Source organism: Saccharopolyspora sp. NPDC045941, assembly GCF_056431445.1.
Genome location: NZ_JBWKKU010000037.1, coordinates 15,284 through 36,274, shown reverse-complemented (window position 1 = coordinate 36,274; position 20,991 = coordinate 15,284). Strand labels below are relative to the sequence as shown.

Annotated in this window: 22 protein-coding genes, 1 tRNA gene and 1 pseudogene; 13 read left to right on the top strand and 11 right to left on the bottom strand. The window is 69.1% G+C overall.

Annotated elements, in window-relative coordinates:
* The first annotated feature begins 336 nt into the window (after positions 1-336).
* Both AC07FN_RS27135 and AC07FN_RS27130 read left to right on the top strand, forming a co-directional pair.
* Positions 337-875, top strand: a pseudogene (locus AC07FN_RS27135) (RNA polymerase sigma factor).
* Positions 876-914: 39 nt separating this feature from the next.
* A complete protein-coding gene (locus AC07FN_RS27130; protein WP_478398237.1) occupies positions 915-1,430 on the top strand; it encodes a peroxiredoxin family protein in 516 nt (171 codons plus the stop codon).
* A 201-nt stretch (positions 1,431-1,631) separates the two neighbouring features.
* Here AC07FN_RS27130 and AC07FN_RS27125 read toward each other — a convergent pair.
* A tRNA-Gly gene (locus AC07FN_RS27125) sits at positions 1,632-1,702 on the bottom strand.
* 87 nt (positions 1,703-1,789) lie between these two features.
* Between AC07FN_RS27125 and dcd the strand changes: the two genes are divergently transcribed.
* The gene (dcd, locus tag AC07FN_RS27120; RefSeq protein ID WP_478398179.1) at positions 1,790-2,371 is read left to right on the top strand and encodes a dCTP deaminase; all 582 of its coding nucleotides are present in this window, start codon (positions 1,790-1,792) and stop codon (positions 2,369-2,371) included.
* On the opposite strand, the gene AC07FN_RS27115 is transcribed toward dcd, so the two are convergent.
* Positions 2,340-2,852, bottom strand: coding sequence for an isochorismatase family protein (locus tag AC07FN_RS27115; protein WP_478398178.1), 513 nt, complete (start codon positions 2,850-2,852; stop codon positions 2,340-2,342). The genes dcd and AC07FN_RS27115 overlap by 32 nt on opposite strands.
* A gap of 9 nt (positions 2,853-2,861) precedes the next feature.
* Positions 2,862-3,029, bottom strand: coding sequence for a hypothetical protein (locus tag AC07FN_RS27110; protein WP_478398177.1), 168 nt, complete (start codon positions 3,027-3,029; stop codon positions 2,862-2,864).
* A 241-nt stretch (positions 3,030-3,270) separates the two neighbouring features.
* Between AC07FN_RS27110 and AC07FN_RS27105 the strand changes: the two genes are divergently transcribed.
* The 3 genes from AC07FN_RS27105 to AC07FN_RS27095 all read left to right on the top strand — a co-directional run bounded on the left by AC07FN_RS27105 (position 3,271) and on the right by AC07FN_RS27095 (position 6,803).
* Positions 3,271-4,680 (top strand): sugar porter family MFS transporter, encoded by a 1,410-nt coding sequence (locus tag AC07FN_RS27105; RefSeq protein ID WP_478398176.1) that lies wholly within the window; start codon positions 3,271-3,273, stop codon positions 4,678-4,680.
* A gap of 122 nt (positions 4,681-4,802) precedes the next feature.
* A complete protein-coding gene (locus AC07FN_RS27100; RefSeq protein ID WP_478398175.1) occupies positions 4,803-5,951 on the top strand; it encodes an epoxide hydrolase family protein in 1,149 nt (382 codons plus the stop codon).
* Between the two features lie 96 nt (positions 5,952-6,047).
* The gene (locus tag AC07FN_RS27095; protein ID WP_478398174.1) at positions 6,048-6,803 is read left to right on the top strand and encodes a hypothetical protein; all 756 of its coding nucleotides are present in this window, start codon (positions 6,048-6,050) and stop codon (positions 6,801-6,803) included.
* A 14-nt stretch (positions 6,804-6,817) separates the two neighbouring features.
* Here AC07FN_RS27095 and AC07FN_RS27090 read toward each other — a convergent pair whose 3' ends face one another.
* On the bottom strand, positions 6,818-7,402 hold the full coding sequence (locus AC07FN_RS27090; RefSeq protein WP_132481953.1) for a TetR/AcrR family transcriptional regulator: 585 nt from the start codon (positions 7,400-7,402) through the stop codon (positions 6,818-6,820).
* 196 nt (positions 7,403-7,598) lie between these two features.
* On the opposite strand from AC07FN_RS27090, the gene AC07FN_RS27085 reads away from it, so the two are divergent.
* Positions 7,599-8,765 (top strand): MFS transporter, encoded by a 1,167-nt coding sequence (locus tag AC07FN_RS27085; protein WP_478398173.1) that lies wholly within the window; start codon positions 7,599-7,601, stop codon positions 8,763-8,765.
* 47 nt (positions 8,766-8,812) lie between these two features.
* On the opposite strand, the gene AC07FN_RS27080 is transcribed toward AC07FN_RS27085, so the two are convergent.
* From AC07FN_RS27080 to AC07FN_RS27055, 6 genes are all read right to left on the bottom strand, one after another.
* The gene (locus tag AC07FN_RS27080; RefSeq protein ID WP_478398172.1) at positions 8,813-9,406 is read right to left on the bottom strand and encodes a hypothetical protein; all 594 of its coding nucleotides are present in this window, start codon (positions 9,404-9,406) and stop codon (positions 8,813-8,815) included.
* Between the two features lie 5 nt (positions 9,407-9,411).
* On the bottom strand, positions 9,412-10,185 hold the full coding sequence (locus AC07FN_RS27075) for an EndoU domain-containing protein (RefSeq protein WP_478398171.1): 774 nt from the start codon (positions 10,183-10,185) through the stop codon (positions 9,412-9,414).
* Between the two features lie 6 nt (positions 10,186-10,191).
* Entirely contained in the window at positions 10,192-10,893 is a 702-nt protein-coding gene (locus tag AC07FN_RS27070) for a WXG100 family type VII secretion target (protein WP_478398170.1), read from the bottom strand.
* The gene (locus AC07FN_RS27065) at positions 10,890-11,207 is read right to left on the bottom strand and encodes a type VII secretion target (protein WP_478398169.1); all 318 of its coding nucleotides are present in this window, start codon (positions 11,205-11,207) and stop codon (positions 10,890-10,892) included. The genes AC07FN_RS27070 and AC07FN_RS27065 overlap by 4 nt, the downstream gene beginning before the upstream one ends.
* A 2-nt stretch (positions 11,208-11,209) precedes the next feature.
* Positions 11,210-11,665: a YbaB/EbfC family nucleoid-associated protein gene (locus AC07FN_RS27060; RefSeq protein WP_478398168.1), complete on the bottom strand. Its 456-nt coding sequence runs from the start codon at positions 11,663-11,665 to the stop codon at positions 11,210-11,212.
* A gap of 143 nt (positions 11,666-11,808) precedes the next feature.
* The gene (locus AC07FN_RS27055; protein WP_478398167.1) at positions 11,809-14,037 is read right to left on the bottom strand and encodes a (Fe-S)-binding protein; all 2,229 of its coding nucleotides are present in this window, start codon (positions 14,035-14,037) and stop codon (positions 11,809-11,811) included.
* A gap of 387 nt (positions 14,038-14,424) precedes the next feature.
* Here AC07FN_RS27055 and AC07FN_RS27050 point away from each other — a divergent pair, with 387 nt between their 5' ends.
* The 4 genes from AC07FN_RS27050 to AC07FN_RS27035 all read left to right on the top strand — a co-directional run bounded on the left by AC07FN_RS27050 (position 14,425) and on the right by AC07FN_RS27035 (position 16,887).
* Positions 14,425-14,862 (top strand): DUF1707 SHOCT-like domain-containing protein, encoded by a 438-nt coding sequence (locus tag AC07FN_RS27050; protein ID WP_478398166.1) that lies wholly within the window; start codon positions 14,425-14,427, stop codon positions 14,860-14,862.
* 80 nt (positions 14,863-14,942) lie between these two features.
* Positions 14,943-15,266, top strand: a complete 324-nt coding sequence (locus tag AC07FN_RS27045) for a DMT family transporter (protein WP_452615126.1) — start codon at positions 14,943-14,945, stop codon at positions 15,264-15,266.
* Positions 15,263-15,883: a TetR/AcrR family transcriptional regulator gene (locus AC07FN_RS27040; RefSeq protein ID WP_478398165.1), complete on the top strand. Its 621-nt coding sequence runs from the start codon at positions 15,263-15,265 to the stop codon at positions 15,881-15,883. Before AC07FN_RS27045 ends, AC07FN_RS27040 begins: the two co-directional genes overlap by 4 nt.
* A gap of 482 nt (positions 15,884-16,365) precedes the next feature.
* Entirely contained in the window at positions 16,366-16,887 is a 522-nt protein-coding gene (locus tag AC07FN_RS27035) for an O-acetyl-ADP-ribose deacetylase (RefSeq protein WP_478398164.1), read from the top strand.
* A 90-nt stretch (positions 16,888-16,977) separates the two neighbouring features.
* Here AC07FN_RS27035 and AC07FN_RS27030 read toward each other — a convergent pair whose 3' ends face one another.
* Entirely contained in the window at positions 16,978-17,637 is a 660-nt protein-coding gene (locus AC07FN_RS27030) for a DUF4232 domain-containing protein (RefSeq protein ID WP_478398163.1), read from the bottom strand.
* Positions 17,638-17,884: 247 nt separating this feature from the next.
* Here AC07FN_RS27030 and AC07FN_RS27025 point away from each other — a divergent pair, with 247 nt between their 5' ends.
* Together AC07FN_RS27025 and dnaK are read left to right on the top strand one after the other, a co-directional pair.
* Positions 17,885-18,835: a DUF4097 family beta strand repeat-containing protein gene (locus AC07FN_RS27025; RefSeq protein ID WP_478398162.1), complete on the top strand. Its 951-nt coding sequence runs from the start codon at positions 17,885-17,887 to the stop codon at positions 18,833-18,835.
* A gap of 271 nt (positions 18,836-19,106) precedes the next feature.
* Entirely contained in the window at positions 19,107-20,978 is a 1,872-nt protein-coding gene (gene dnaK / locus AC07FN_RS27020; protein WP_478398161.1) for a molecular chaperone DnaK, read from the top strand.
* Positions 20,979-20,991: the final 13 nt, after the last annotated feature.

The following is a 20,991-nucleotide window of genomic DNA, read 5'->3' as shown; positions in this document are numbered from 1 at the left end:
CAGCGAGGACCGGAAGCGGTGCGGCAGCGAGCTCCAGGACCAGCGGCATCAACGGCGCGCTCGTCGGACGGCTGCCGCTGGGAGCCCTGTCCGTTGGGCTTCCTGGTCATCGCCGGTTTCGATCGGCGGCTGAGGGTGGCCGTCGTGTCCACGGGCACGGGCTGGCAGGCCGGCATCGACGCGAATGGCGTCGTGTGATGGCGATCACTGGCGGAGGCTGAATCCTTTGGCTCACGTACCGGCTCTTGTAAGGGCCGGGACACGCCCGGCGCCGGAGGAGGTTGCCGTGAGTGTCGTCGTAGTCCAGGCCGGTCCTGCGTTGGTGGGGAGCTAGACATGGCTGAGGCCAGTTGGCCCCGGGAGTCTTTGATCGTTGCCGCACAGGACGGGGTGCCCTGGTGTCGGATTCGCACCCGCACGTGCAGCGCTTCGCGCGCGCTCTGTGCGCTTCGCCGGAGGACGCGGAGGACTCCGCGCAGGAAGCGCTGATCATTCTGTACCGCAAGATCGGCACTCTGCGGGCCTCCGGTGCGCTCGTGCCGTGGATGTTCCGGATCGTGCGCAATGAATGCCTGCGCCGGGTCCGCCGGGCGTTGCGCGGCGACGTCCTAGTGCGTCTCGGCACGATGGTTTCGGCGGAGGACGACGTCATGCAACGGCTGGAGGCGCAACGGGTTGCTGCAGCGGTCGCCGAGTTGCCCGCCGACCAGCGTCGCGTCCTGATCATGAGGGACATCCAGGGCTATTCGGGCCGGGCAGTCGCCGCAGTGCTCGGCCTGAGCACGCCCGCGATGAAGTCCCGGCTGTCCCGGGCCCGGGCGACGGTCCGCCAGTTGCTGCAAGACCCGAGTCTCCTCGAGCAACACGATCGATAGCCATCCCTCGCCACCCAGTCCATTCCCGAACTTCTGTCGCTGCACGTCCGCCGACCGAGTCGCCACAAGGAGCCCCCATGCTCGAAACCGGATCCACCCGCCCCTGACATCGCACTGGAGGACACCGCAGGGCATGCCGTCCGCCTCGCGGACTACCACGGCACGGACAACGTGCTGCTCTACTTCATGCGCTCGACTACCTGCCCCGTCTGCAACAACCACGTCAAAGACCTCGCCGGGCGTGCCGCCGATCTGACGGCCGCCAACGTGCGCGTCCTGGTTGCGGTCCCCGAAGGCCGAGCCGCAGCAGCGGCCTGGCAAGCAAAGCGCGAGCTGCCGTTTCGCGTGGTGACCGGCCAGCGCGGCACGCCGCACGAGGCCGTCGGGCTGGCGAAGAAGTTGTTCGGGGCCATCCAGCAGTCCGGCAGCCTGCTGATCGACCGGGACGGAGTCGTGCGCCACGCCCATGCGGCGACCATGCCCACCAACAGCTACGACAAGAAAGGCATCGCCAAGGCCATAAACGACCTACTGACCACCGATCCGCACCGTTAACCACGGCGGCGTCCGAGCCCAACAACCGAATCGACGAGCAACGAAAAGGCTGGTCGATGAGCAGGCCGGGAACGCTCCATCCGCAAGGAGCCGGCAAAGGGTGACCACCGCACCGTGGGGGGTTTGGGGGGCTCGGCCCCCCATGCAAAGACGAAGAGCCCTGTGTTCGCGAATTCCGCGAACACAGGGCTCCCAGCTCTGAGCGGATGACGGGAATCGAACCCGCGTTCTCAGCTTGGGAAGCTGATGTTCTACCATTGAACTACATCCGCGTACCTCATCGGCTCTCCCGAAGAGCTCCGTCAGCCTAACACGGTGGGGCGCGAAGATCATCACCGGGTTGCCGATACGCTGGGGGCGTGTTGCTTAGTGACCGGGACCTGCGCAAAGAGCTCGATGAGGGCCGCCTCGAACTTGATCCGTTCGACGCCGCCCTGATCCAGCCGTCGAGCATCGACGTCCGGCTGGATCGTTTCTTCCGGGTCTTCGACAACACCCGGTACACCCACATCGATCCGTCGAAGCAGCAGGACGAGCTGACGTCGCTGGTGGAGACGCCCGACGACGATCCGTTCGTGCTGCACCCGGGTGAGTTCGTGCTCGGGTCGACGTTCGAGTCGGTGCGGTTGCCCGATGATCTGGCCGGCCGGTTGGAGGGCAAGTCCTCGTTGGGCCGGCTGGGGTTGCTGACGCACTCCACCGCCGGGTTCATCGACCCCGGGTTCACCGGTCACATCACCCTCGAACTGTCCAACGTGGCCAATCTGCCGATCACGTTGTGGCCGGGGATGAAGATCGGTCAGCTGTGCCTGTTCCGGTTGTCGAGCCCCGCGGACTTCCCGTACGGCTCGAAGGAGGCCGGGTCGCGCTACCAGGGGCAGCGCGGGCCGACGCCGTCGCGGGCGCACCTCAACTTCCGGCGCACCGACACCCGTCGCTGAGCATCGCCACCACCTCGGCGGTCGCGCGAACATCGCCGAACGACCGGTAGATGGTGTGCAGCGTGGCGTTGTGGTCCGCGTCGCGGCCTGCCGCGTTGGCGTCCGCGACCATGATCACGCGAAAGCCCAGTGTGCTCGCGTCGCGGGCCGAGGATTCGCAGCAGACGTTGGTGACCGTGCCTGCGATCAGGACCGTGTCGATTCCGCGTTGTTCCAGCAGTTCTGGCAGCACGCACCGGCCGGGGAAGAAGGCGCTGGGCGCGGACTTCTCGACGAGCACATCGTCGTCGTGGATCGTGAACTCCCGCCACAGGCGCTGCGCCAGCGGGCCCGTTCCGCCTGCGGCGCGGTACGCCTCGGCCGCTTCCGGGCCGTAGAACTCCTGGGCCGTCTGCGTCGGCTCGGTCGTCGCCGGTAGCACCCATGCCACCGTGCCGCCGGTCTTCCGGACGGTGCGCGCCAGGCGGCCGATGTTCGGCACGATGCCTCGTCAGTAGGGGTTGCCGGACACGAAGAGCGGCACCATGTCGATGACCACCAGGGCCGTCCGGGGCGGGTCGAGGGTGGGGAACGCGAAACGCCTGCCGCGGCGCTCCTCGTGCCGGGCGTATTCGCGGTCCTCGATCAGCCACGCGTGCAGCTTTTCCGGTGTGTCCATGTCGGGCTCCTGAGAGGGCAGGTGATCACGACAGGTAATCATCTCGACACGCGCCGGGTGGCGTTTTCCCTGGTGGTGTCTGTTTTGCGTCGCGTCGTCCCGGCTTGTGGTGACGGTGAGCTAGTTCACCCTGAATCGAGTAAGCAAGATGGGGATTCAGAACTTACGATCCCCCTCGCCCGGCGTTCTGGAACGATCCCGCAACGGGGCGGGGTCGGCGAGCGGGCAGCAGGAGTACTCGATGTCCGCATTGCAGTCGCGCGCCTCGGGCACTGCCAACGAGAACCTCGGGCACGTCGTGATGATCGCCGGGGCCGCGGCACTCGGCGGGTTCCTCTTCGGCTACGACACCTCGGTGATCAACGGCGGCGTGGACGCCATCCAGCAGCACTTCAACGTCGGTTCCGCGTTGACCGGCCTGACCGTTTCCTCGGCGCTGCTGGGTTCCGCGGTGGGCGCCGGGATCGCCGGCGGGCTGGCCGACCGGGTCGGCCGGATCCGGGTCATGCAGCTGGCCGCGGTCCTGTTCATCATCAGCGCCGTCGCTTCGGCCGTGCCCTTCGCGATCTGGGACCTCGCCATCTGGCGGGTCGTCGGCGGCGTCGCCATCGGCATCGCGTCGGTGATCGCGCCCGCCTACATCGCCGAGGTCGCGCCCGCCGCGTACCGCGGGCGGTTGGGGTCCTTGCAGCAGTTGGCGATCGTGCTGGGGATCGCCGTTTCGCAGCTGGTCAACTACGCCCTGGCGCAGGCCGCCGGCGGCAGTGCTTCCGGGATGCTCGGGCCGTTGCAGGCCTGGCAGTGGATGCTCGGGGTGGCCGCGGTCCCCGCGGTGATCTACCTGGTGGTGGCTTCGACGATTCCAGAGTCGCCGCGGTACCTGGTCGCGGTCGGCAAGGTCGACCGGGCGCGGGAGATCCTGGCGCAGGTCGACTCCGGTGATCCGGACGCGAAGGTCGCCGAGATCAAGGCCGCGCTGGGCGGCGAGCGCAAGCCGCGGCTGAGCGATCTGCGGGGCCGGTTCGGGGTGCTGCCGATCGTGTGGGTCGGGATGGCCATCGCGGCGTTGCAGCAGTTCGTCGGGATCAACATCATCTTCTACTACTCGTCGTCGCTGTGGCACTCGGTGGGCATCGACGAGAGCAGTTCCCTGCTGCTGAGCCTGTTCACGTCGATCGTGAACATCGTCGGCACGTTCGTCGCGATCGCGCTGGTCGACAAGATCGGCCGCAAGCCGCTGCTGGTGATCGGTTCGCTCGGGATGGCCGTGTCGCTGGCCGTGACCGGGTGGGCGTTCAGCTTCGCCGAGGTCGTCGGCGAGGAGGCGCACCTGCCGTTCCAGTGGGGCGCCGTCGCGCTGGTGTCGGCGAGCGCTTTCGTGCTGTTCTTCGCCGCCTCCTGGGGCGTGGTGATGTGGGTGCTGCTGGGCGAGATGTTCCCGGTGCGCATCCGGGCCGCCGCGCTGGCGGTCGGCACCGCGACGAACTGGATCGCGAACTGGCTTGTGACGGTGAGCTTCCCGAGCATGCGGGACTGGAACCTGCCGGTCACCTACTTCATCTACGCCGCGTTCGCGCTGATCTCGGTGGTGTTCGTGGTGAAGTACCTGAAGGAGACCAAGGGGCGCTCGTTGGAGGAAATGGGCAGCTGACCTGGTCCGATGTTCGAGGGGCGTCCCCGGTGGGGCGCCCCTCGAAATATTTTCCGCGGGTTCGGGAACAAAGCCGGGGCGTTGCGCGTATCTAGTACCGTACAACGTACGAAGGAGCGTGCATGGCCTCTCGCGACATCACCCGGTTCCGCCTCGACATCCCGCAGCACGACCTGGACGACCTCCGGGCCCGGCTGGCCCGCGTCCGCTGGGCCGACGAGGTGCCCGGGCAGGGCTGGAGCTACGGCCCGCCGCTGGGTTACCTGCGGGAGTTGGCGGAGTACTGGCGCAGCGGCTACGACTGGCGGGCGCAGGAGGCGCGGCTGAACGAATTCCCGCAGTACACCACCGAAATCGACGGCGAGAACATCCACTTCCTGCACGTCCGGTCGTCCCGGCCGGACGCGCTGCCGCTGCTGATCACGCACGGCTGGCCCAGTTCGATCGCCGAGTACCTGGACGTCATCGGGCCGCTCGGCGAGTCGTTCCACCTGGTCATCCCGTCGCTGCCGGGATACGGCCTGTCCGGGCCGACGCGCTCGGTCGGCTGGGGCGCCGCCCGGGTCGCGCGGGCCTGGGCCGAGCTGATGAGCCGGCTCGGCTACGAGCGGTACGGCCTGCAGGGCGGCGACTGGGGCACGTGGATCTCCCGCGAGCTGGCGATCCTCGCACCGGACAACGTGATCGGCCTGCACACCAACGGGATGATCACGTTCCCGGGCGGCGATCCGGCGGAGATGGCCGGGCTCACCGAGGCCGACCACGCGCGGATGGGGGCGTGGCAGCGCTACACCGACGAGCTCTACGGCTACAAGCTGATCCAGTCGACGAAGCCGCAGGCGTTGGCGTACTCGCTGGCGGACTCGCCGATCGGGCTGCTGGGCTGGATCGTCGGCGTGCTCAAGGAGTGGACGGACTGCGCGGACACCCCGGAGGACGCCATCGATCGCGACCGCATCCTGACGACGGTGATGCTGTACTGGCTCACCAACACGGCGGGCTCGGCGGCTCGGTCCTTTGTGGAGACTCCGGACAACTCCTCGAAGGCGGAGGAGGAAGGCGTCATCGCGGAGCTGCGGAACGGCACCGTGCCGCACGGCGTCGCGGTGTTCCCGAAGGACATCCTCGCGCCGGTCCGCCCGTTCGCGGAGCGCATCAACAACATCGTGCGCTGGACGGAGTACGACCGCGGCGGAACGTTCCCGGCGATGGAGCAGCCGGACCTGTACGTCCGCGACGTCGAGGAGTTCTTCGCGTCGCTGCGCGGCTGACGTGCGGGGGTCGTGAGTGTTTTGTGCTGTTATAGCAACCAAAAACACTCACGACCCGAACCGGTGGGCGGGATTCGGGTTCTACGATTCCGGCTTGTGGAGATGGAAGAACGGTTTTCGCGGCTCCGGGCCGAAGCCGAAGCAAGGGATCCCGCTGCCGCGCGGGAGTTCGGTCGGCTCAGCTGCCTCCTGCCGGTGGCGGCGGAGGCGGACGACTTCAAGGAATACTGGCCCGGGGAGCCTTGGTTGCGCGCCGCGCTGGCCGCGGACCGGGATGACCGCGTCGCGGCCAACTTGCTGGCGGCACGCCTCGTCCAGCAGATCGACTTCATGCAGCAGACGGATTCCGCGCTGGACGAGGACGACGACGTCGACGAGGCCGTCGCCGCTCGCGGCGACGAGGCGGCGGAGCTGTACGGCCGGGTCCTGGCCGCTGATCCGGACGACCCGGGCGCCCGCACCGGCCTGGCAGTGCTGCGCGAAGTGGTCGACGGCGAGGACTCGGAGCCGCAGGGGGACGCGTACAGCTACTACCTCGTCGAGCTCGACTCGGTCAGCGGCTCTTCCGGGTTCTACGAAGAACTGGTCGCCACCGATGCCGACGAGCTGCGCTGGGCCTGCGACCACTGGTTCCAGCGCGTCGACGGGCAGAAGGGGTTCACGCTCGTCCCCGTCGTCTCGGGCGAACGCGGGACCTCGATCAGCCTCGACGAGGTGTGCGTCGACGATGCCGCGGATTGGGGTGCGGTCGTCATCCCGCCGCTCAGCGGCGAGCTGCTCCCCGTCGGTTGTCCGGCGAGTTCCGATGGGCTCCGCTACCACTACGGCTACACGCTGAACATCTGCCTGTGACGGCCCTTTCCGCGTCAGCCGAGCGCCTGCCGCACGAGCGCTTCGGCGGCGGCGCGGGTGATCGATGCGGCTGAGGATTCGCCGGCGATCGAGTAGCTCACGATGGCGCCCTCGTGCAGGCTCAGCAGCTGCACGGCGAGATCCTCCGGGTTCTTGGCGCCGGCTTCGGCGAGCAGGTCGCGGAACAGGTCCCGGAGCCACTGCTTCTCGGCGACGATCAGCTGTCGCCCCGGGTGGTCGGGTTCGGGGAGTTCGGCGAAGGCGTTGACGAAGCTGCACCCCCGGCTGCTCTGCGGGAGCCATTCGGGGAGCACGTCGAACGGCACCAGCGCGCGCCGGACCGGGTCGGCCTCGGCGTCCAGGCGGGCTTCGACGAGCTCGCGCCAGCGCCGGTCGCGCGCCTTCAGGTAGGTCACGAGCAGGCCGTCCTTCGACCCGAAGCGGTCGTAGAGGGTCCGCTTGGTGACACCGGATTCGGCGGCGATGGTGTCGACGCCGACGGCGTTGATGCCTCGCGAGTAGAACAGCTCGGCTGCGACGTCGAGGATGCGCTTGGCGCCCGGTGTCAGGCGCACCTCATCGCCTGCGGTCGCGGACATCGGCCGGCCCCCTTGTGTTCACAGGTCTGTGTACCTTACGGTTCGGATCGAACTTTACAGACCAGTGTAGAGGGGGATTCATGGCACGGGTGCTGCGGCGGCTGGGCGCGTTCATCCGCGACTTCGGTTCTGGGATGCACGCAGGTCACGGCATTCGCCACGGGGTGCGCCCGGCTCCCGGGCGCAAGGGTTCTTCGTGAACGCCGGGTCGGCCGAGTGGCGGCTGGGTGGGGCCGCGATCGCCATGATCGGCGTGTCCTACGGCTTCGCCCGCTACGGGTACGGACTGTTCGAACCCCAGATCCGCGAGGTGTTCGGCCTTTCGGTGGGAGCGTCCGGGGCGATCGCCAGCGGTGCCTACCTCGGCTACGCGCTCGCGCTGGCCGCCGTCGGAATGCTCGCCGATCGGCTGGGGCCGCGCCCGCTGGTGATCGCCGCCGGGGTATCGGCCGCACTGGGAATGGCGTTGGTCGTGCTGGCGGAGCAGCCGTGGCAGCTGCTCGCCGGCGTGACCGTGGCCGGGGCCAGCTCCGGTTTCGCCTGGTCCCCGTACTCCGACGCCGTCGATCAGCTGGTCGCCCCCGCCCGCCGCCCCGCCTTGCTCGCCGCGATCCCGAGCGGGACCGCGTTCGCGATCACCGCGGCCGGGGGGCTCGCGCTGTCCGGAGTCGGCACGTGGCGCGGGGCTTGGACTGCGTTCTGCGGCATCGCGGTGCTCGCCACCGCCTGCAACGCGTGGCTGCTGCGCGGCACGAAACCCGCACCGCGCATGGCGGGCCGCACGTCGTTGCGGTTCTTCCTGCGCCCGGGCACGGCCGCGCTCTACTCGACGGCGCTGTCCTACGGCGTCGTCGGCGCGGTGTACTGGACGTTCGCGGTGGCCGCGATATCCGGAGCCGCGGAGGCGACCGCAGGCTTGGTCTTCTGGACCCTGCTCGGTATCGCCGGAATCACGGCCATCGGCGCCGGGCGGATCTTCGCCCGGCTCGGACTGCGGCGCTCCCACGCACTGCTGTTCAGCGCGCTCGGCGTCGCGACCGCCCTGATCGCCGCAGCCCCGGGCTGGTGGCCCGCGATCGGGATCTCCGCGATCGCCTACGGCTTCGCCTTCATGGCCACGTCGGGCCTCCTCGCGGTCTGGAGCTACCTCGTCTTCCCGGACCGGCCGGCCGTCGGATTCACCGGGACGGTCCTGTTCCTCGGGGTCGGCGCCATCATCGGACCGGTGTTGTTCGGGGCGCTCGCCGACCTGTGGAGCCTCCGGGCGGCGCTGTTGCTCGCGTCTGCCGTCGCGATGGCGACCCTCGGCGCGGGGCCTCGCCGGACGGCAGCGCTCGTCCACCGGCCAGCCGCCGAGCGTTGAGATCACGAACGGGGCCGTGAGTGGTTCCGTGTCGGTCTTCCGGGCGGTCAGGCCGGCCAGATCTGGTGGGCGGCGGTCAGGGCTGCCGCCTGGTACTGCGGCAGCTGCTTGCCCTCCACCACCACCTCCAGCGGCCACTTCTCCTTCAGCGCCACCCACAGCCGCGAGGACAGGCCCGCGTACGCGCTGAGCTCGTCCGTGCCTTCGGCCACCTGCAGCACGTAAACCCACGCCGCCGCGTCCTGGGCTCCCGCGAGCGGCTCGCGCCAGGCGCGGCGCAGGCGGTGGCCGCCGTGGCGCGGGGCGTCCGTCGACAGGACGATGTCCGCTCGGCTCGGGTCGGGCGCGGCCTCGGGGCCGGCCGGGCTGAAGCGGTACCGCAGCGGCGGCACCGCGTCGACGACCGGCACGTCGTCCAGGTCCGGGTTGCCCGGGTCGTCCAGTGTGGAGCGGATCAGGTCCTGCTCCTCGCGGGTGATGCCGACGCCCTCGCCCTCCAGGTTGAGCAGGAGCGTCGACTCGGCCAGGTCCGACTCGCCGGCGGCGTACTGGTCGCGCACGACTCCCAGGGCGTCGTCGGACAGCCGGCCCGCGAGCCGCGCGCACACGTCGGTGACCGCGGCGTAGGTCTTCACATCCATGGCGCTCACTTCTTCTTCTGGTAATCGCCGAGTTCGGTCTTGGTCACGTTGCCCTGGGCGTCCTGGACGACTCTGATTATCTTGTCGCCCTTCGGGCCTTCCCACGTCCAGCTGCCATCGCCGCCGATGTCGGGGTGACTGTAGCGAGGCGGGTCGCTCACCGGCACGCCCTTCGGCTGCGGGTTCGGCGCCGGCGGGTTGGTGATCACGCCCGGGTCGGCGCTGTTCGGCGGGTACGCGGTGCGGATCTCGCCGTCGGCGAGCACGGTGGTCTTGACGGTGACGCCGTCGACCGTGCCGGTGTAGTCGTAGGCCCACGCCTTCTTGCCGTCGGCGTCCTTGGTCAGGTACGGGCCCTTCGACGGCGGCCCCTGCTGCGTGACCTGGTGCGACGCGTCGAGGATCTTCGGACCATCCCAGCTCTGAGGAAACTCGGTCTTCTTCGAGAGCCCGGTGCCCGCGATGTGGCCGCCCTGCCGGCCGCCGTCGCCCCCGACGATGTGCGCCTCGGAGGCGTCGCTGTGGTGGATGTCGTCCGGCTTGGGCGGGGCGGTCGGCTTGGGCGGCGGGGTGGGCTTGTTCGACGGCGGGTTGTTGTTGTTGTTGCCCGGTTGCTTGCCGCCGGAGCCGCCTGGGCGGCCGTTCTGCGCGGCTTGGGCGGTGGCTTGCTGCGCGCTGGAGATGCCCTTGCCCGCGTCGATGTTGCCATGCTTCTGCGGGGGTTTTCCGGTGGTGCCACCGTCGCCGCCGTCCCCGTGCGGATTCTTGGGTTTCGCCATGGACGCCTACTCGTCGAGGAGCTTGGTGAGGTTGGTGAGGCTGGTGATCAGCGACGTGGTGTAGGTGAGGATCCGCGCGGCCCACTTGACCACCGCCGCGGCGATCTGCGCGGCGACGACCGGGATCGTCACCACGAAGACGGCCTCCACCGCCCACACGATGACCCTGGCCACCAGATCGGCGATCAGGTCGCGGACGATCTCGCGGGTCTGCTCCACCAGGCCGCCCGCGCCTTCGGTGGCCGCCGCCATCGCCGCCGAGATCGCGGCCAGCCCACCGATGGCCTCGACGTTGTTGGCCATCATGCCGCGGTAGGCGTCCGAGGCCGTGCCGATCCAGTCGGGCAGGTCTTCCTTGAGGTGCGCTTCGAGATCGGTGGCCATGGCGCCCAGCTCGGTGGCCATGTTGTTCCAGGTCTTGGCGTGGGACTGGACGACGTCCGGCGCGCCGGTCAGCTCGTCGAGCATCTCCCGCAGCGGCTCGAAGTACTCCATGGCCCAGCCCAGGCCGTTGGACAGCAGCGCGCTGATCGGGTCCAGCGCGCTCGCCGCGACCTCGACCGCCAGGCCCGCGCCGGCCAGCGCGTCGTCGACCCAGCCTTCGGACTTGATCGCGTCGGCCAGGCCATCGATGCTGTCCGCGAGCCCGGCGCCCGTCCACGCCTCGCGGGACGACGAGACCGAGGCGACCAGTGACTTGTCGGTCATGGCATTTCCCCGCCGCTCGAACGGATCAGGCCGGCGTGCTCCTCGTCGAGGGCTTGGTAGTCGTCGCCGCTGGCGCGCAGCTCCTCAGAGAGGAGCGAAAGGTTCTCCTCCACGTACGCGATCAGCTCGTCCTGCTTGCCGTGCCGGCCCTCCAGGACACCGGAGATCCAGCCGCACAGCAGGCCGTAGGCCTGGTCGTCCTGCACGATGTTCGCGCTGGCGGACTTCACCGCGGCGAACCGGTCCTTGATCGCGTCCACGTTGGCCGCGTGCGAGCGCAGCTGCCCGATGTTGACGTTGTACCCGTCGCCCATGCTCACCACCGCTCGCGGCGGGTGTTGATCTCGTAGCCCTCGTCGTAGTCCTCGGCGTCGGGGGCGGCGGGTTCCGGAGCCGGACCGGTGCGCAGGTGCCTTTCCACGCTGTCCGCGATCGCCCGCGCCGCGGGCGATTCGGTGCCCACCGTGTCCGCGATGATCTCCTGGGACTGGTCGGCCAGCTTGTTCTTCGCGGCGCCGAGCGTGGCCATGATCGCCTGTGCGACGACGTCCGGCGCCACCCGCTGGATCCGGTTGGTCAGCTGCAGGCCCACGAGTGCGCCGGTCGAGTCGATCGTGACCTCCACCAGCCCGTTCGGGTCGCTCGCGGTGGCGCGGGCCTGCTGCAGCCGGTCGCTCATCGTCTGGGTGTCCGCGGCCAGCTTGTCGATCCGGCCCTTCCAGGCGGCCAGGCGCTCGCGTGCGCCGTCCGGATCGAGGATGTTGCCGTCCATGTCCCTCCGATTCGCCCAAGTGGCGCATTGCTCCGGGGGAGTTTAAACAGCGCGGCGTTGGCGCAGTCGGCTCGCGTTCGAAAGTGGTTGGCATCACTCGTTTCTCGATGCCGAGCCGGGAAGTGCCCTTCGTCCCGGAGAACTCAGCTACCGGTGGGCGCCGTGTCTGCCGTGTCCGATGTGGACGTTTCGCCGCGTTTGACGGCGGACAGCAGCAGCTGCGCGACGTCGACGACCTCGACGGACTCGGAGGCGACCTTCTCGCTCTGGCGCGCGGTGAGGCCGTCGGAGAGCATCACCTTGCAGAACGGGCAGCCGGTGGCGATCTTCGTCGGCGCGGTCCCGAGTGCCTCGTCGACGCGCTCGACGTTGATGCGCTTGCCGATGCGCTCTTCCATCCACATCCGCGCCCCGCCCGCGCCGCAGCACATCGAGCGGTCCGCGTGCCGCGGCATCTCCCGGAACGTCGCCCCCGACGCCCCGACCAGGTCACGCGGCGGCGTGTAGACCTTGTTGTGCCGCCCCAGGTAGCAGGGGTCGTGGTAGGTGACGTCCTCGGCGACCGGCGCGACCGGCACCAGCCGCTTCTCCCGCACCAGCCGGTTCAGCAGCTGGGTGTGGTGCACCACCTCGAAGTCCCCGCCCAGCTGCGAGTACTCGTTCGCCAGGCTGTTGAAGCAGTGCGCACAGGTGGCGACGATCTTCCGCTTGCCGCGTTCGCGGCCCTCGAACACGCCGTTGAGGACCTCGACGTTCTGCTGCGCCAGCATCTGGAAGATGAACTCGTTGCCCGCCCGCCGGGCCGGGTCACCGGTGCAGGACTCCTCCGGCCCCAGCACCGTGTAGGACACCCCGGCCAGGTGCAGCAGCTCCGCCACCGCCCGCGTGGTCTTCTTCGCCCGGTCCTCGAACGCCCCCGCGCACCCGACCCAGAACAGGTACTCCACGTCGTCGGCGAGTTCGCCGTCGAACACCGGCACCTCGAAGTCCAGGCCCTCGGTCCACGCCAACCGGTCCTTGGCGTTCTGACCCCACGGGTTGCCCTTGTTCTCCAGGTTCTTGAACATCCCGCCCAGCTCGGTCGGGAAGTTCGACTCGATCATCACCTGGTACCGGCGCATGTCGACGATGTGGTCCACGTGCTCGATGTCCACCGGGCACTGCTCCACGCACGCCCCGCAGCTGGTGCAGGACCACAGCACGTCCGGGTCGATGACGCCCATTTCCTCGGGGCCGCCGATCAGCGGCTTCTCCGCCTCGGCCAGCGCGAGCACGTTGATGCCCGCCAGCTTGGCCGCGGCGTCGTCGCCGGTGATGCCGACCTCGTCGCCGGCCATGTCCTTGCGGCCACCGGCCAGCAGGTACGGCGCCTTCGCATACGCGTGATCCCGCAGCGAGGTGATCAGCAGCTTCGGCGACAACGGCTTCCCGGTGTTCCACGCCGGGCACTGCGACTGGCACCGACCGCACTCGGTGCAGGTGGTGAAGTCCAGCCAGCCCTTCCAGGAGAAGTCCTCGATCTTGCCCGCGCCGAACACGTCGGTGTCCGGGTCGGCCTCCTCGAAGTCCAGCGGCTTGCCCGCCGACATCATCGGCTTCACCGCACCCAGCGCGACGTCGCCGTCGGCCTCGCGCTTGAAGTAGATGTTGAAGAAAGCGCTGAACCGGTGCCACGCCACGCCCATCGTCATGGTCCGGGCCACCACGATCAGCCACACCGTCGCGCTCATCAGCTTGATGAACGCGAACGCCGACACGAGGTTCTCACTGGCCGGCAGCAGCATGCCCAGCGGGCCGGAGACGAACTCCGACCACAGCGGCATCGGGTGCACGCCCAGCGCGGACTTCGCCGCGCGCACACCGATGATGCCCAGGCCCTCGATCAGGACCACGGCCTCGACGAAGTAGGCCCACGCGAAGTTCGAGCCCTGGAACCGCGACACCCGCCCCGCCCGGCGCGGGTGGTTGCGCTGCCGGATGACGATCAGCACCACGATGCCCACCACGGTGCCGACACCGAGGATCTCCATCAGCAGGCCGTAGATCACCAGATCGCTGACGATCGGGAAGCCCCAGGTCGGCACGAAGACCTCGCCGTAGGCCTCGAAGACGGCCAGGGAGCCGATCAGGAAGCCCCACATGACCAGCCAGTGCCAGATCCCGACGTTGCGGAACTTGTTCATCCGCGTGTGAGCGGCGAACTCCTTGACGAGGGTGGCCAGCCGGGCCATGACGGGGCCGTTTCGGGTACCGTCCGGCTGCCCGAGGCGGATGATGCGCACGAACTTGGCGATCGTCGCGGCGAACATGCCCCAAGCGACGATGCCGAGCACGACAGCGATCCCGCCGAGCGTGATCTGTACAGCGCCCATTGGTTCGGGTGCCTTTCCTCCGGGGGCGGTGGTGTGAGCAGCGTACGACGTGTTACTCACTGGTAACTATACTGCCGCCGCTCATGTCGGGAACAGACGGTGATTCTGCGAGACCACTGGGCGAAAAACTAGTTGTGCAATCGTCCAAGTTGTTTCGGTCTTGCGTGCTCATCCGGCCCCCCGGGGGCGCGATGCCGTTGTGGGCGTTTCGGGAGTTGTTCCTGTTAGACGTGTGCGAGGTCGCATCACGATTTCACCGCGTCCCGGGCACCGCCGCGGCCCATCGCGGCAGAATTGCGGCCGTGGTGCGATTTTCGCCACGTATTCGATCGGGCGAACGATCTGTTCGGTCAAGTCAGCGGGTGGCGTCGGGGCAGGGGGATCGGCATGGGTGGGTCGGGCGGCGAAGCGATGCGCGCATCGGACGCTGATCGGGAGGCGATCGCGCAGCGGTTGCGCGCGGCGCAGGACGAAGGCCGCCTCACCATCACCGAGTACGACGACCGCCTGCAGAAGGCGTACGCGGCGACGACGCTCGGCCAGTTGCAGCCGCTGGTGGCCGACCTGCCGGAGCCGGTGCCCGCGAAGCCGTCGCCGGAGGTCGTCAAGCGCGAGCGGCAGAAGCGCAACCTGATCAAGGAGTGGCGCGACTGGGCGGGCGTCTCCTTCATCCTCATCGCGATCTGGGCGGTGACCTCGATCAGCTCCGGTGAGCTGAAGTTCTTCTGGCCGATGATCCCGATGGGCATCTGGGCCGCGATCAACGTCGCCTCGATGATCTCCGGCGACAGCGGCGACAAGAAGCGCAAGGGCTCGGACGACTAGGGGAAGCCGCGTGCGCGCGTGACCGGCCATCCGTATGCTGAAAAAGTAGGGCACTCGTACAAGTTTTTCTGGGAGGAAGCGTGGCCTACCTGCTGCTGGCGGTGGCGATCTTGAGCGAGGTGCTCGCCACGGTCTCGCTGAAGCTGTCCGAGGGCTTCAGCAGGACCGTCCCGTCGATCCTGGTCGTGGTCGGCTACCTGGTGGCCTTCACCGCGCTCAGCGCCGTGCTCAAGCTCGGCCTGCCGGTCAGCGTTGCCTACGCGATCTGGGCCGGGGCCGGGGTGGCGCTGGTGGCGATCATCGGCGCGGTGTTCCTCGGCGAGGGCATCACGGCCGTGCAGGTCGCCGGCATCGCGTTGGTCATCGGCGGCGTGCTGGCGCTCGAACTGGGCGGCGCGCATTGACGTCGCCGCGGCGCACCCCAGACGAGGCGGAGACCGACGGTCGCCGTCTCAAGGGTGAGCGCCGTCGCCGCGCGATCGTCGACGCGACGCTGCGGGTCGTCGCCCGCGACGGCGTCGCCGCGGTGAGCCACCGCAACATCGCCCGCGAGGCCGGGGTGCCGCCCGCGTCGATCGCCTACTACTTCGCGGGCATCGACGACCTGCTGGTGGCCACGCTGCTGGAGAGCTGCGAAACCCTGATCAACGAGATCGACCGGCTGAGCGGGCAGGTCCGGGAGAACTCGGACTGGCCGCGGGTGATCGCCGAGGCGCTGGCGGCGATGGTGCGCGACCAGCGCGAACGCACCCTGGGCGAGTACGAGCTCTACCTGCTCGCCGCCCGTCGCCCGGCGCTGCGCCCGGCGGCCCGCCGCTGGATCGAGGTCGCCACCGGTTTCCTCAACGGCGGCGCGGGCGGCGACGAGCCGGTGGTCCGGGCGCTGTTCGCCGGGATCGACGGCCTGCTCATGCAGGCGCTCATCGCCGACGAGCCGCCCACCGCCGACGAGCTCGAACCGACGGTGCGCTTCCTCCTGCAGCCGGTGGCCTACCTGCGGGATGCGCGGCTGATCAGCTGAAGGTCGTGTTGTTCGCCCCCCCGGCCGGACGACGCCCACGGTGTCGCGGGCGGATTCGCCGGGGTAGGTCGTGCACGCCTGCCCCTCGTAGGGCCCCGGTTCGGTGGGCCGCAATTTCCATTGAGCGTTTTTCATCGTGGTCGGTCCGCAGCCGCGGATCGCAAAGTTGTATGTCGATGGGCTGTCGCATGCGCCGCAGGCGCATAGCCCACCTACGACACTGGCGCCGCCGCGGGTTCACGGTGCCCACCCCCCCCGGGGTTCCCTCGGCGAGGACGGCCCCTCTGCCGTGTATTTGGGCATACATCAGGAGGGGCACCCACAGTCCAGGGAGCCTCTGAGGTTCCGCTACCCGCACCGCCACGCAAACCGAGGTTGGAAAAACCTCATTGAAATCGAAGGCCCGATTTCCATTGAAGTTGCGGCAGAACTGATCGGGGTCGCGGTCAGCGGGGTCCGAGGGGCCGGCGCACACTCCTCGCATGCTGGTCACGCTGGTCAGGGGCGACATCACCGAGCAGGACGTCGACGCCGTCGTGAACGCGGCGAACTCGTCGCTGCTCGGCGGAGGCGGCGTGGACGGCGCGATCCACCGGCGCGGCGGCCCGGCGATCCTCCAGGAATGCCGGCTGCTCCGCGCGAGCCGCTACCCGGACGGGCTGCCGACGGGGCAGGCGGTCGCGACCACCGCCGGCGAGCTCCCGGCGCGCTGGGTGATCCACACCGTCGGGCCCACCTACACCGCCGCGGCGGACCGGTCCGGGCTGCTGGCGTCGTGCTTCCGGGAATCCCTGCGGGTCGCCGACGAACTCGGCGCCGAGGTCGTCGCGTTCCCGGCGATCTCCACCGGCGTCTACCGGTACCCGCTCGACGAAGCGGCGCGGATCGCCCTGCGCACGGTGCGCGATGCCGAGACCGACGTCGCCGAGGTGCGCTTCGTGCTCTTCGACGCGAAATCCCTCGCCGCTTTCGAGTCCGCCTACGACGAGGTCTTCGGCGCCTGACCGATCGGTCCCAAGTGGACGGACACCGAAAGTTCGTGAGCGTTTTGGAGTGCCCTGGCGATCCAAAACGCTCACGAGCCCAGAACCGGCTCAGCCGATGACGGTGTTGCTCGGGCCTGCCTGGACCACACCGACCTTGGCGTAGTCGGCGTCCTGGGTGAACGTCGTGCAGCCCATCGCGTTGGGCAGTGGCAGGAACATCGCCGCCTTGCTGTTCGGCGGGTACACCCGCAGGCCCTCGGCGGCCTCGGCGCCGCAGTCCTCCGGGTTCATGTGCGCGACCGGGCTGAACAGGAACGGCGCGGACGCCGTCTCGCCCGGTGCCAGGCTGATGACCGGCTGGTCCTTGATCACGCGCTTGGCGGGCTCGCCGATCTGGCGGCCGCCGCTGCCGACGTAGGAGACGCCGGGCGCGGAGGAGAGCGTGCAGGTGGTCGGGCCGGTGTTGGTGAACTGGAGCGGCGCGTAGATGTGCCCGGCGGCGCCGTCGGATTCGCCGATCGTCAGCTTCAGGACGTCGATGCCGCAGTCCTGGCGAGTGCTGGAGCCGGCCGATCCGCTGGAGCCCTGGGTGTTCGCGGCAACGGGCGACGAGTCGCCGCCCGGCTCGCCCTGGTCGCTCGATGCGATCGCGTCCGGAGTGCCCGGCTGCGGAGCTGACTGCTGCGGGCTGCAGGCCGTCGTGGCTGCGAGGACGAAAGCGCCCGCGACGAACATGCCGACCCGGATACCCCGAGAATTCTTGAACACTGGTGCATCTCCTTGCTTCGTTCGCTGCGCCCGATCAGGAGACGCGTTGGCGCGCAACGGGTTGCGTCGGGTGCGCCGCGTCACAGGCGCGGGAGCGCAGCCGAATGGCGGAAGCCGAAAGTTGCGCGGCCGCCGACGAACGTCGTCTTCGGGAGAGTTCCGGGGGTGTCCCTGAGGCGTGGTCCGAGTGTTGTGCGTAATTTCGTGGGCGCGATCAAGCGGATTCAGGGGGATCACGATGGCTCGGGTGGGACTCGCCGTGGGCGGCGCGACGTTGGTGCTGATCGGAGGAGCGGCACTGTTCTGGTGGCCGAAGTCGTCCGTGCAGGAGCGCACCACCGCGTTGGACGGGATCGAACGCGTCGAGCTCGCAGGCGGCAGCGGCGAGGTCGAGGTGCGCCATGCGCCCGGCGGCCGCGGCGAGATCGTGCAGCGCGTGCACCGCTGGGAAGGCCTGTTCTGGGGCAGCAGCGACACCACCGACGAGATCGAGCACCGCGTCGAGGGCGGCGCGCTGGTGCTGCCGACCGACTGCGGCTGGAACTGCTCCGTCGATTACCAGGTCACGCTGCCGGTCTCGGTGCCCGTGCAGGGCAACCTCGGCTCCGGCGGGCTGAACGTGGCCGGCATGCGGTCGGTGCAGGCGGAGACCGATTCCGGCGAGATGACGATCGCCGACATCGGCGGCCCGGTCGCCGTGCGCACCGGCTCCGGCGGGGTTTCGGTGGCCCGGGTGAACGGCCCGGTCGACGCGGAGACCGGTTCCGGCGAGATCGCGCTGGCCGAGGTCAGCGGTGAGGTCAGGATGAGAACCGGCTCCGGCGGGGTGTCGGCGACCCGGGTCGGCGGCTCGGTCGACGCGATCACGGGCTCCGGCGAGATCACGCTGGCGGGGATCGGCGGCCGGGTCGCGGTCGAGAGCGGCAGCGGCGGCATCATGGGGGAGGACCTGCGCGGTGCGGACATCGTCGCGAAGGCCGAATCCGGCAGCGTCGAGCTGCGGCTGACCGGCCCGCAGACCGTCGAGGCGTCCACCGGCAGCGGTGGCATCGAGCTGACCGTGCCCAACGACCACTACCGCGTCGACACGGAGGCCGGCTCTGGCGGCGTCGAGGTGGGCGTCGTGCAGGACCCGGCGGCCGCGAAGCGCCTGACGCTGTCGACCGGCAGCGGGGGCATCACCGTCCGGTCGGCCTGACCCCTCCCCCGGCGCCGACATGTCGACAAGGCGACGTGCCGGCGTTCGCCCATGCCCCGGTACCGGCCGATTCGATCACGACGAGGTGTCGGCCATGTCACGCCCGGGAACCTCCGTCCCTGGTCAGACGTTGTGCTGGCAGAAAGCTTGAGTGACTCGCGCTCAATCCGGATTGACGGTGATGATGCGCAGTGGGTAAAACTTGAGTGAGCAAGGCTCAAGGGCCGGGGATGGCGCTTGGGCACAGGTTTCAAGTCGGGAGGAATTGAGCATGGCGCGAGCGGTCGGCATCGACCTGGGGACGACCAACTCCGTCGTTTCCGTCCTGGAGGGCGGTGAACCGACGGTGATCGCCAACTCCGAGGGCTCGCGGACCACCCCGTCCATCGTGGCCTTCGCGAAGAACGGCGAGATCCTCACCGGTCAGCCCGCGAAGAACCAGGCCGTCACCAACGTGGACCGCACCATCCGGTCGGTCAAGCGGCACATGGGCACCGACTGGAAGGTCCAGATCGACGACAAGCCCTACACGTCGCAGGAGATCAGCGCCCGCGTGCTGATGAAGCTCAAGCGCGACGCCGAGGCGTACCTGGGCGAGGACGTCACCGACGCGGTGATCACCGTCCCGGCCTACTTCGAGGACGCCCAGCGGCAGGCCACCAAGGAAGCCGGCCAGATCGCCGGCCTCAACGTGCTGCGCATCGTCAACGAGCCCACCGCGGCGGCGCTGGCCTACGGCCTGGACAAGGGCGAGAAGGAACAGACCATCCTGGTCTTCGACCTCGGTGGCGGCACCTTCGACGTCTCGCTGCTGGAGATCGGCGAGGGCGTCGTCGAGGTCCGCGCCACCAGTGGTGACAACCACCTCGGTGGTGACGACTGGGACGAGCGGATCGTCGAGTGGCTGGTCGACAAGTTCAAGTCCTCGTCGGGCATCGACCTGACCAAGGACCGGATGGCCATGCAGCGGATCAAGGAAGCCGCCGAGAAGGCCAAGATCGAGCTGTCCAGCTCCTCCACCGCGGGCATCAACCTGCCGTACATCACGGTCGACGCGGACAAGAACCCGCTGTTCCTGGACGAGACGCTGTCCCGCGCCGAGTTCCAGCGGATCACCTCCGACCTGCTGGAGCGGTGCCGCAAGCCGTTCGAGGCGGTCATCCGCGACGCCAGCGTGAAGCTGGACGACATCGACCACGTGGTGCTGGTCGGCGGTTCCACTCGGATGCCCGCGGTCAGCGACCTGGTCAAGGACCTGACCAACGGCCGCGAGCCGAACAAGGGCGTCAACCCGGACGAGGTCGTCGCCGTCGGCGCAGCCCTGCAGGCCGGTGTGCTGCGCGGTGAGGTCAAGGACGTCCTGCTGCTGGACGTCACCCCGCTGTCCCTGGGCATCGAGACCAAGGGCGGCATCATGACCAAGCTGATCGAGCGCAACACCACGATCCCGACCAAGCGCTCCGAAACCTTCACCACCGCGGACGACAACCAGCCGTCGGTGCAGATCCAGGTCTTCCAGGGCGAGCGCGAGATCGCCGCGCACAACAAGAAGCTCGGCATGTTCGAGCTGACCGGTCTCCCGCCGGCGCCGCGCGGCATGCCGCAGATCGAGGTCACCTTCGACATCGACGCCAACGGCATCGTGCACGTCTCCGCCAAGGACCTGGGCACCGGCAAGGAGCAGTCGATGACGATCACCGGCGGCTCCGCGCTGCCGAAGGACGACATCGACCGGATGGTCAAGGACGCCGAGGCGCACGCCGATGAGGACAAGAAGCGTCGCGAGGAGGCCGAGGCCCGCAACCAGGCCGAGACGCTGGTCTACCAGACCGAGAAGGTCCTCAAGGAGAACGACGAGAAGCTGCCCGCCGACGTCAAGGACAAGGTGAAGGCCGCGATCGGCGAGGTCAACGAGGCGCTCAAGGGCGACGACGTGCCCGCCATCTCCGCCGCGGTGGAGAAGCTCGCCACCGAGTCGCAGGCCCTCGGCCAGGCGCTGTACGCCGACGCCGGTGCCAACGCCGCGGCCGGTGCGGGTGACCCCGGTGCTGCCGGGGCCGGTGCCGCCGGGGCCGGTGCGTCGAAGGACGACGACGTGGTGGACGCGGAGATCGTCGACGACGAGGACGAGAAGAAGAAGTGACCGCGGACAGGCC

Coding starts and splice junctions, on each gene's coding strand:
- AC07FN_RS27050 (WP_478398166.1), top strand. CDS start 14,425: ATGGGTGGGTCGGGCGGCGAAGCGATGCGCGCATCGGACGCTGATCGG.
- AC07FN_RS27055 (WP_478398167.1), bottom strand. CDS start 14,037: ATGGGCGCTGTACAGATCACGCTCGGCGGGATCGCTGTCGTGCTCGGC.
- AC07FN_RS27105 (WP_478398176.1), top strand. CDS start 3,271: ATGTCCGCATTGCAGTCGCGCGCCTCGGGCACTGCCAACGAGAACCTC.
- AC07FN_RS27060 (WP_478398168.1), bottom strand. CDS start 11,665: ATGGACGGCAACATCCTCGATCCGGACGGCGCACGCGAGCGCCTGGCC.
- dnaK (WP_478398161.1), top strand. CDS start 19,107: ATGGCGCGAGCGGTCGGCATCGACCTGGGGACGACCAACTCCGTCGTT.
- AC07FN_RS27035 (WP_478398164.1), top strand. CDS start 16,366: ATGCTGGTCACGCTGGTCAGGGGCGACATCACCGAGCAGGACGTCGAC.
- AC07FN_RS27090 (WP_132481953.1), bottom strand. CDS start 7,402: ATGTCCGCGACCGCAGGCGATGAGGTGCGCCTGACACCGGGCGCCAAG.
- AC07FN_RS27070 (WP_478398170.1), bottom strand. CDS start 10,893: ATGACCGACAAGTCACTGGTCGCCTCGGTCTCGTCGTCCCGCGAGGCG.
- AC07FN_RS27100 (WP_478398175.1), top strand. CDS start 4,803: ATGGCCTCTCGCGACATCACCCGGTTCCGCCTCGACATCCCGCAGCAC.
- AC07FN_RS27080 (WP_478398172.1), bottom strand. CDS start 9,406: ATGGATGTGAAGACCTACGCCGCGGTCACCGACGTGTGCGCGCGGCTC.
- AC07FN_RS27075 (WP_478398171.1), bottom strand. CDS start 10,185: ATGGCGAAACCCAAGAATCCGCACGGGGACGGCGGCGACGGTGGCACC.
- AC07FN_RS27110 (WP_478398177.1), bottom strand. CDS start 3,029: ATGGACACACCGGAAAAGCTGCACGCGTGGCTGATCGAGGACCGCGAA.
- AC07FN_RS27065 (WP_478398169.1), bottom strand. CDS start 11,207: ATGGGCGACGGGTACAACGTCAACATCGGGCAGCTGCGCTCGCACGCG.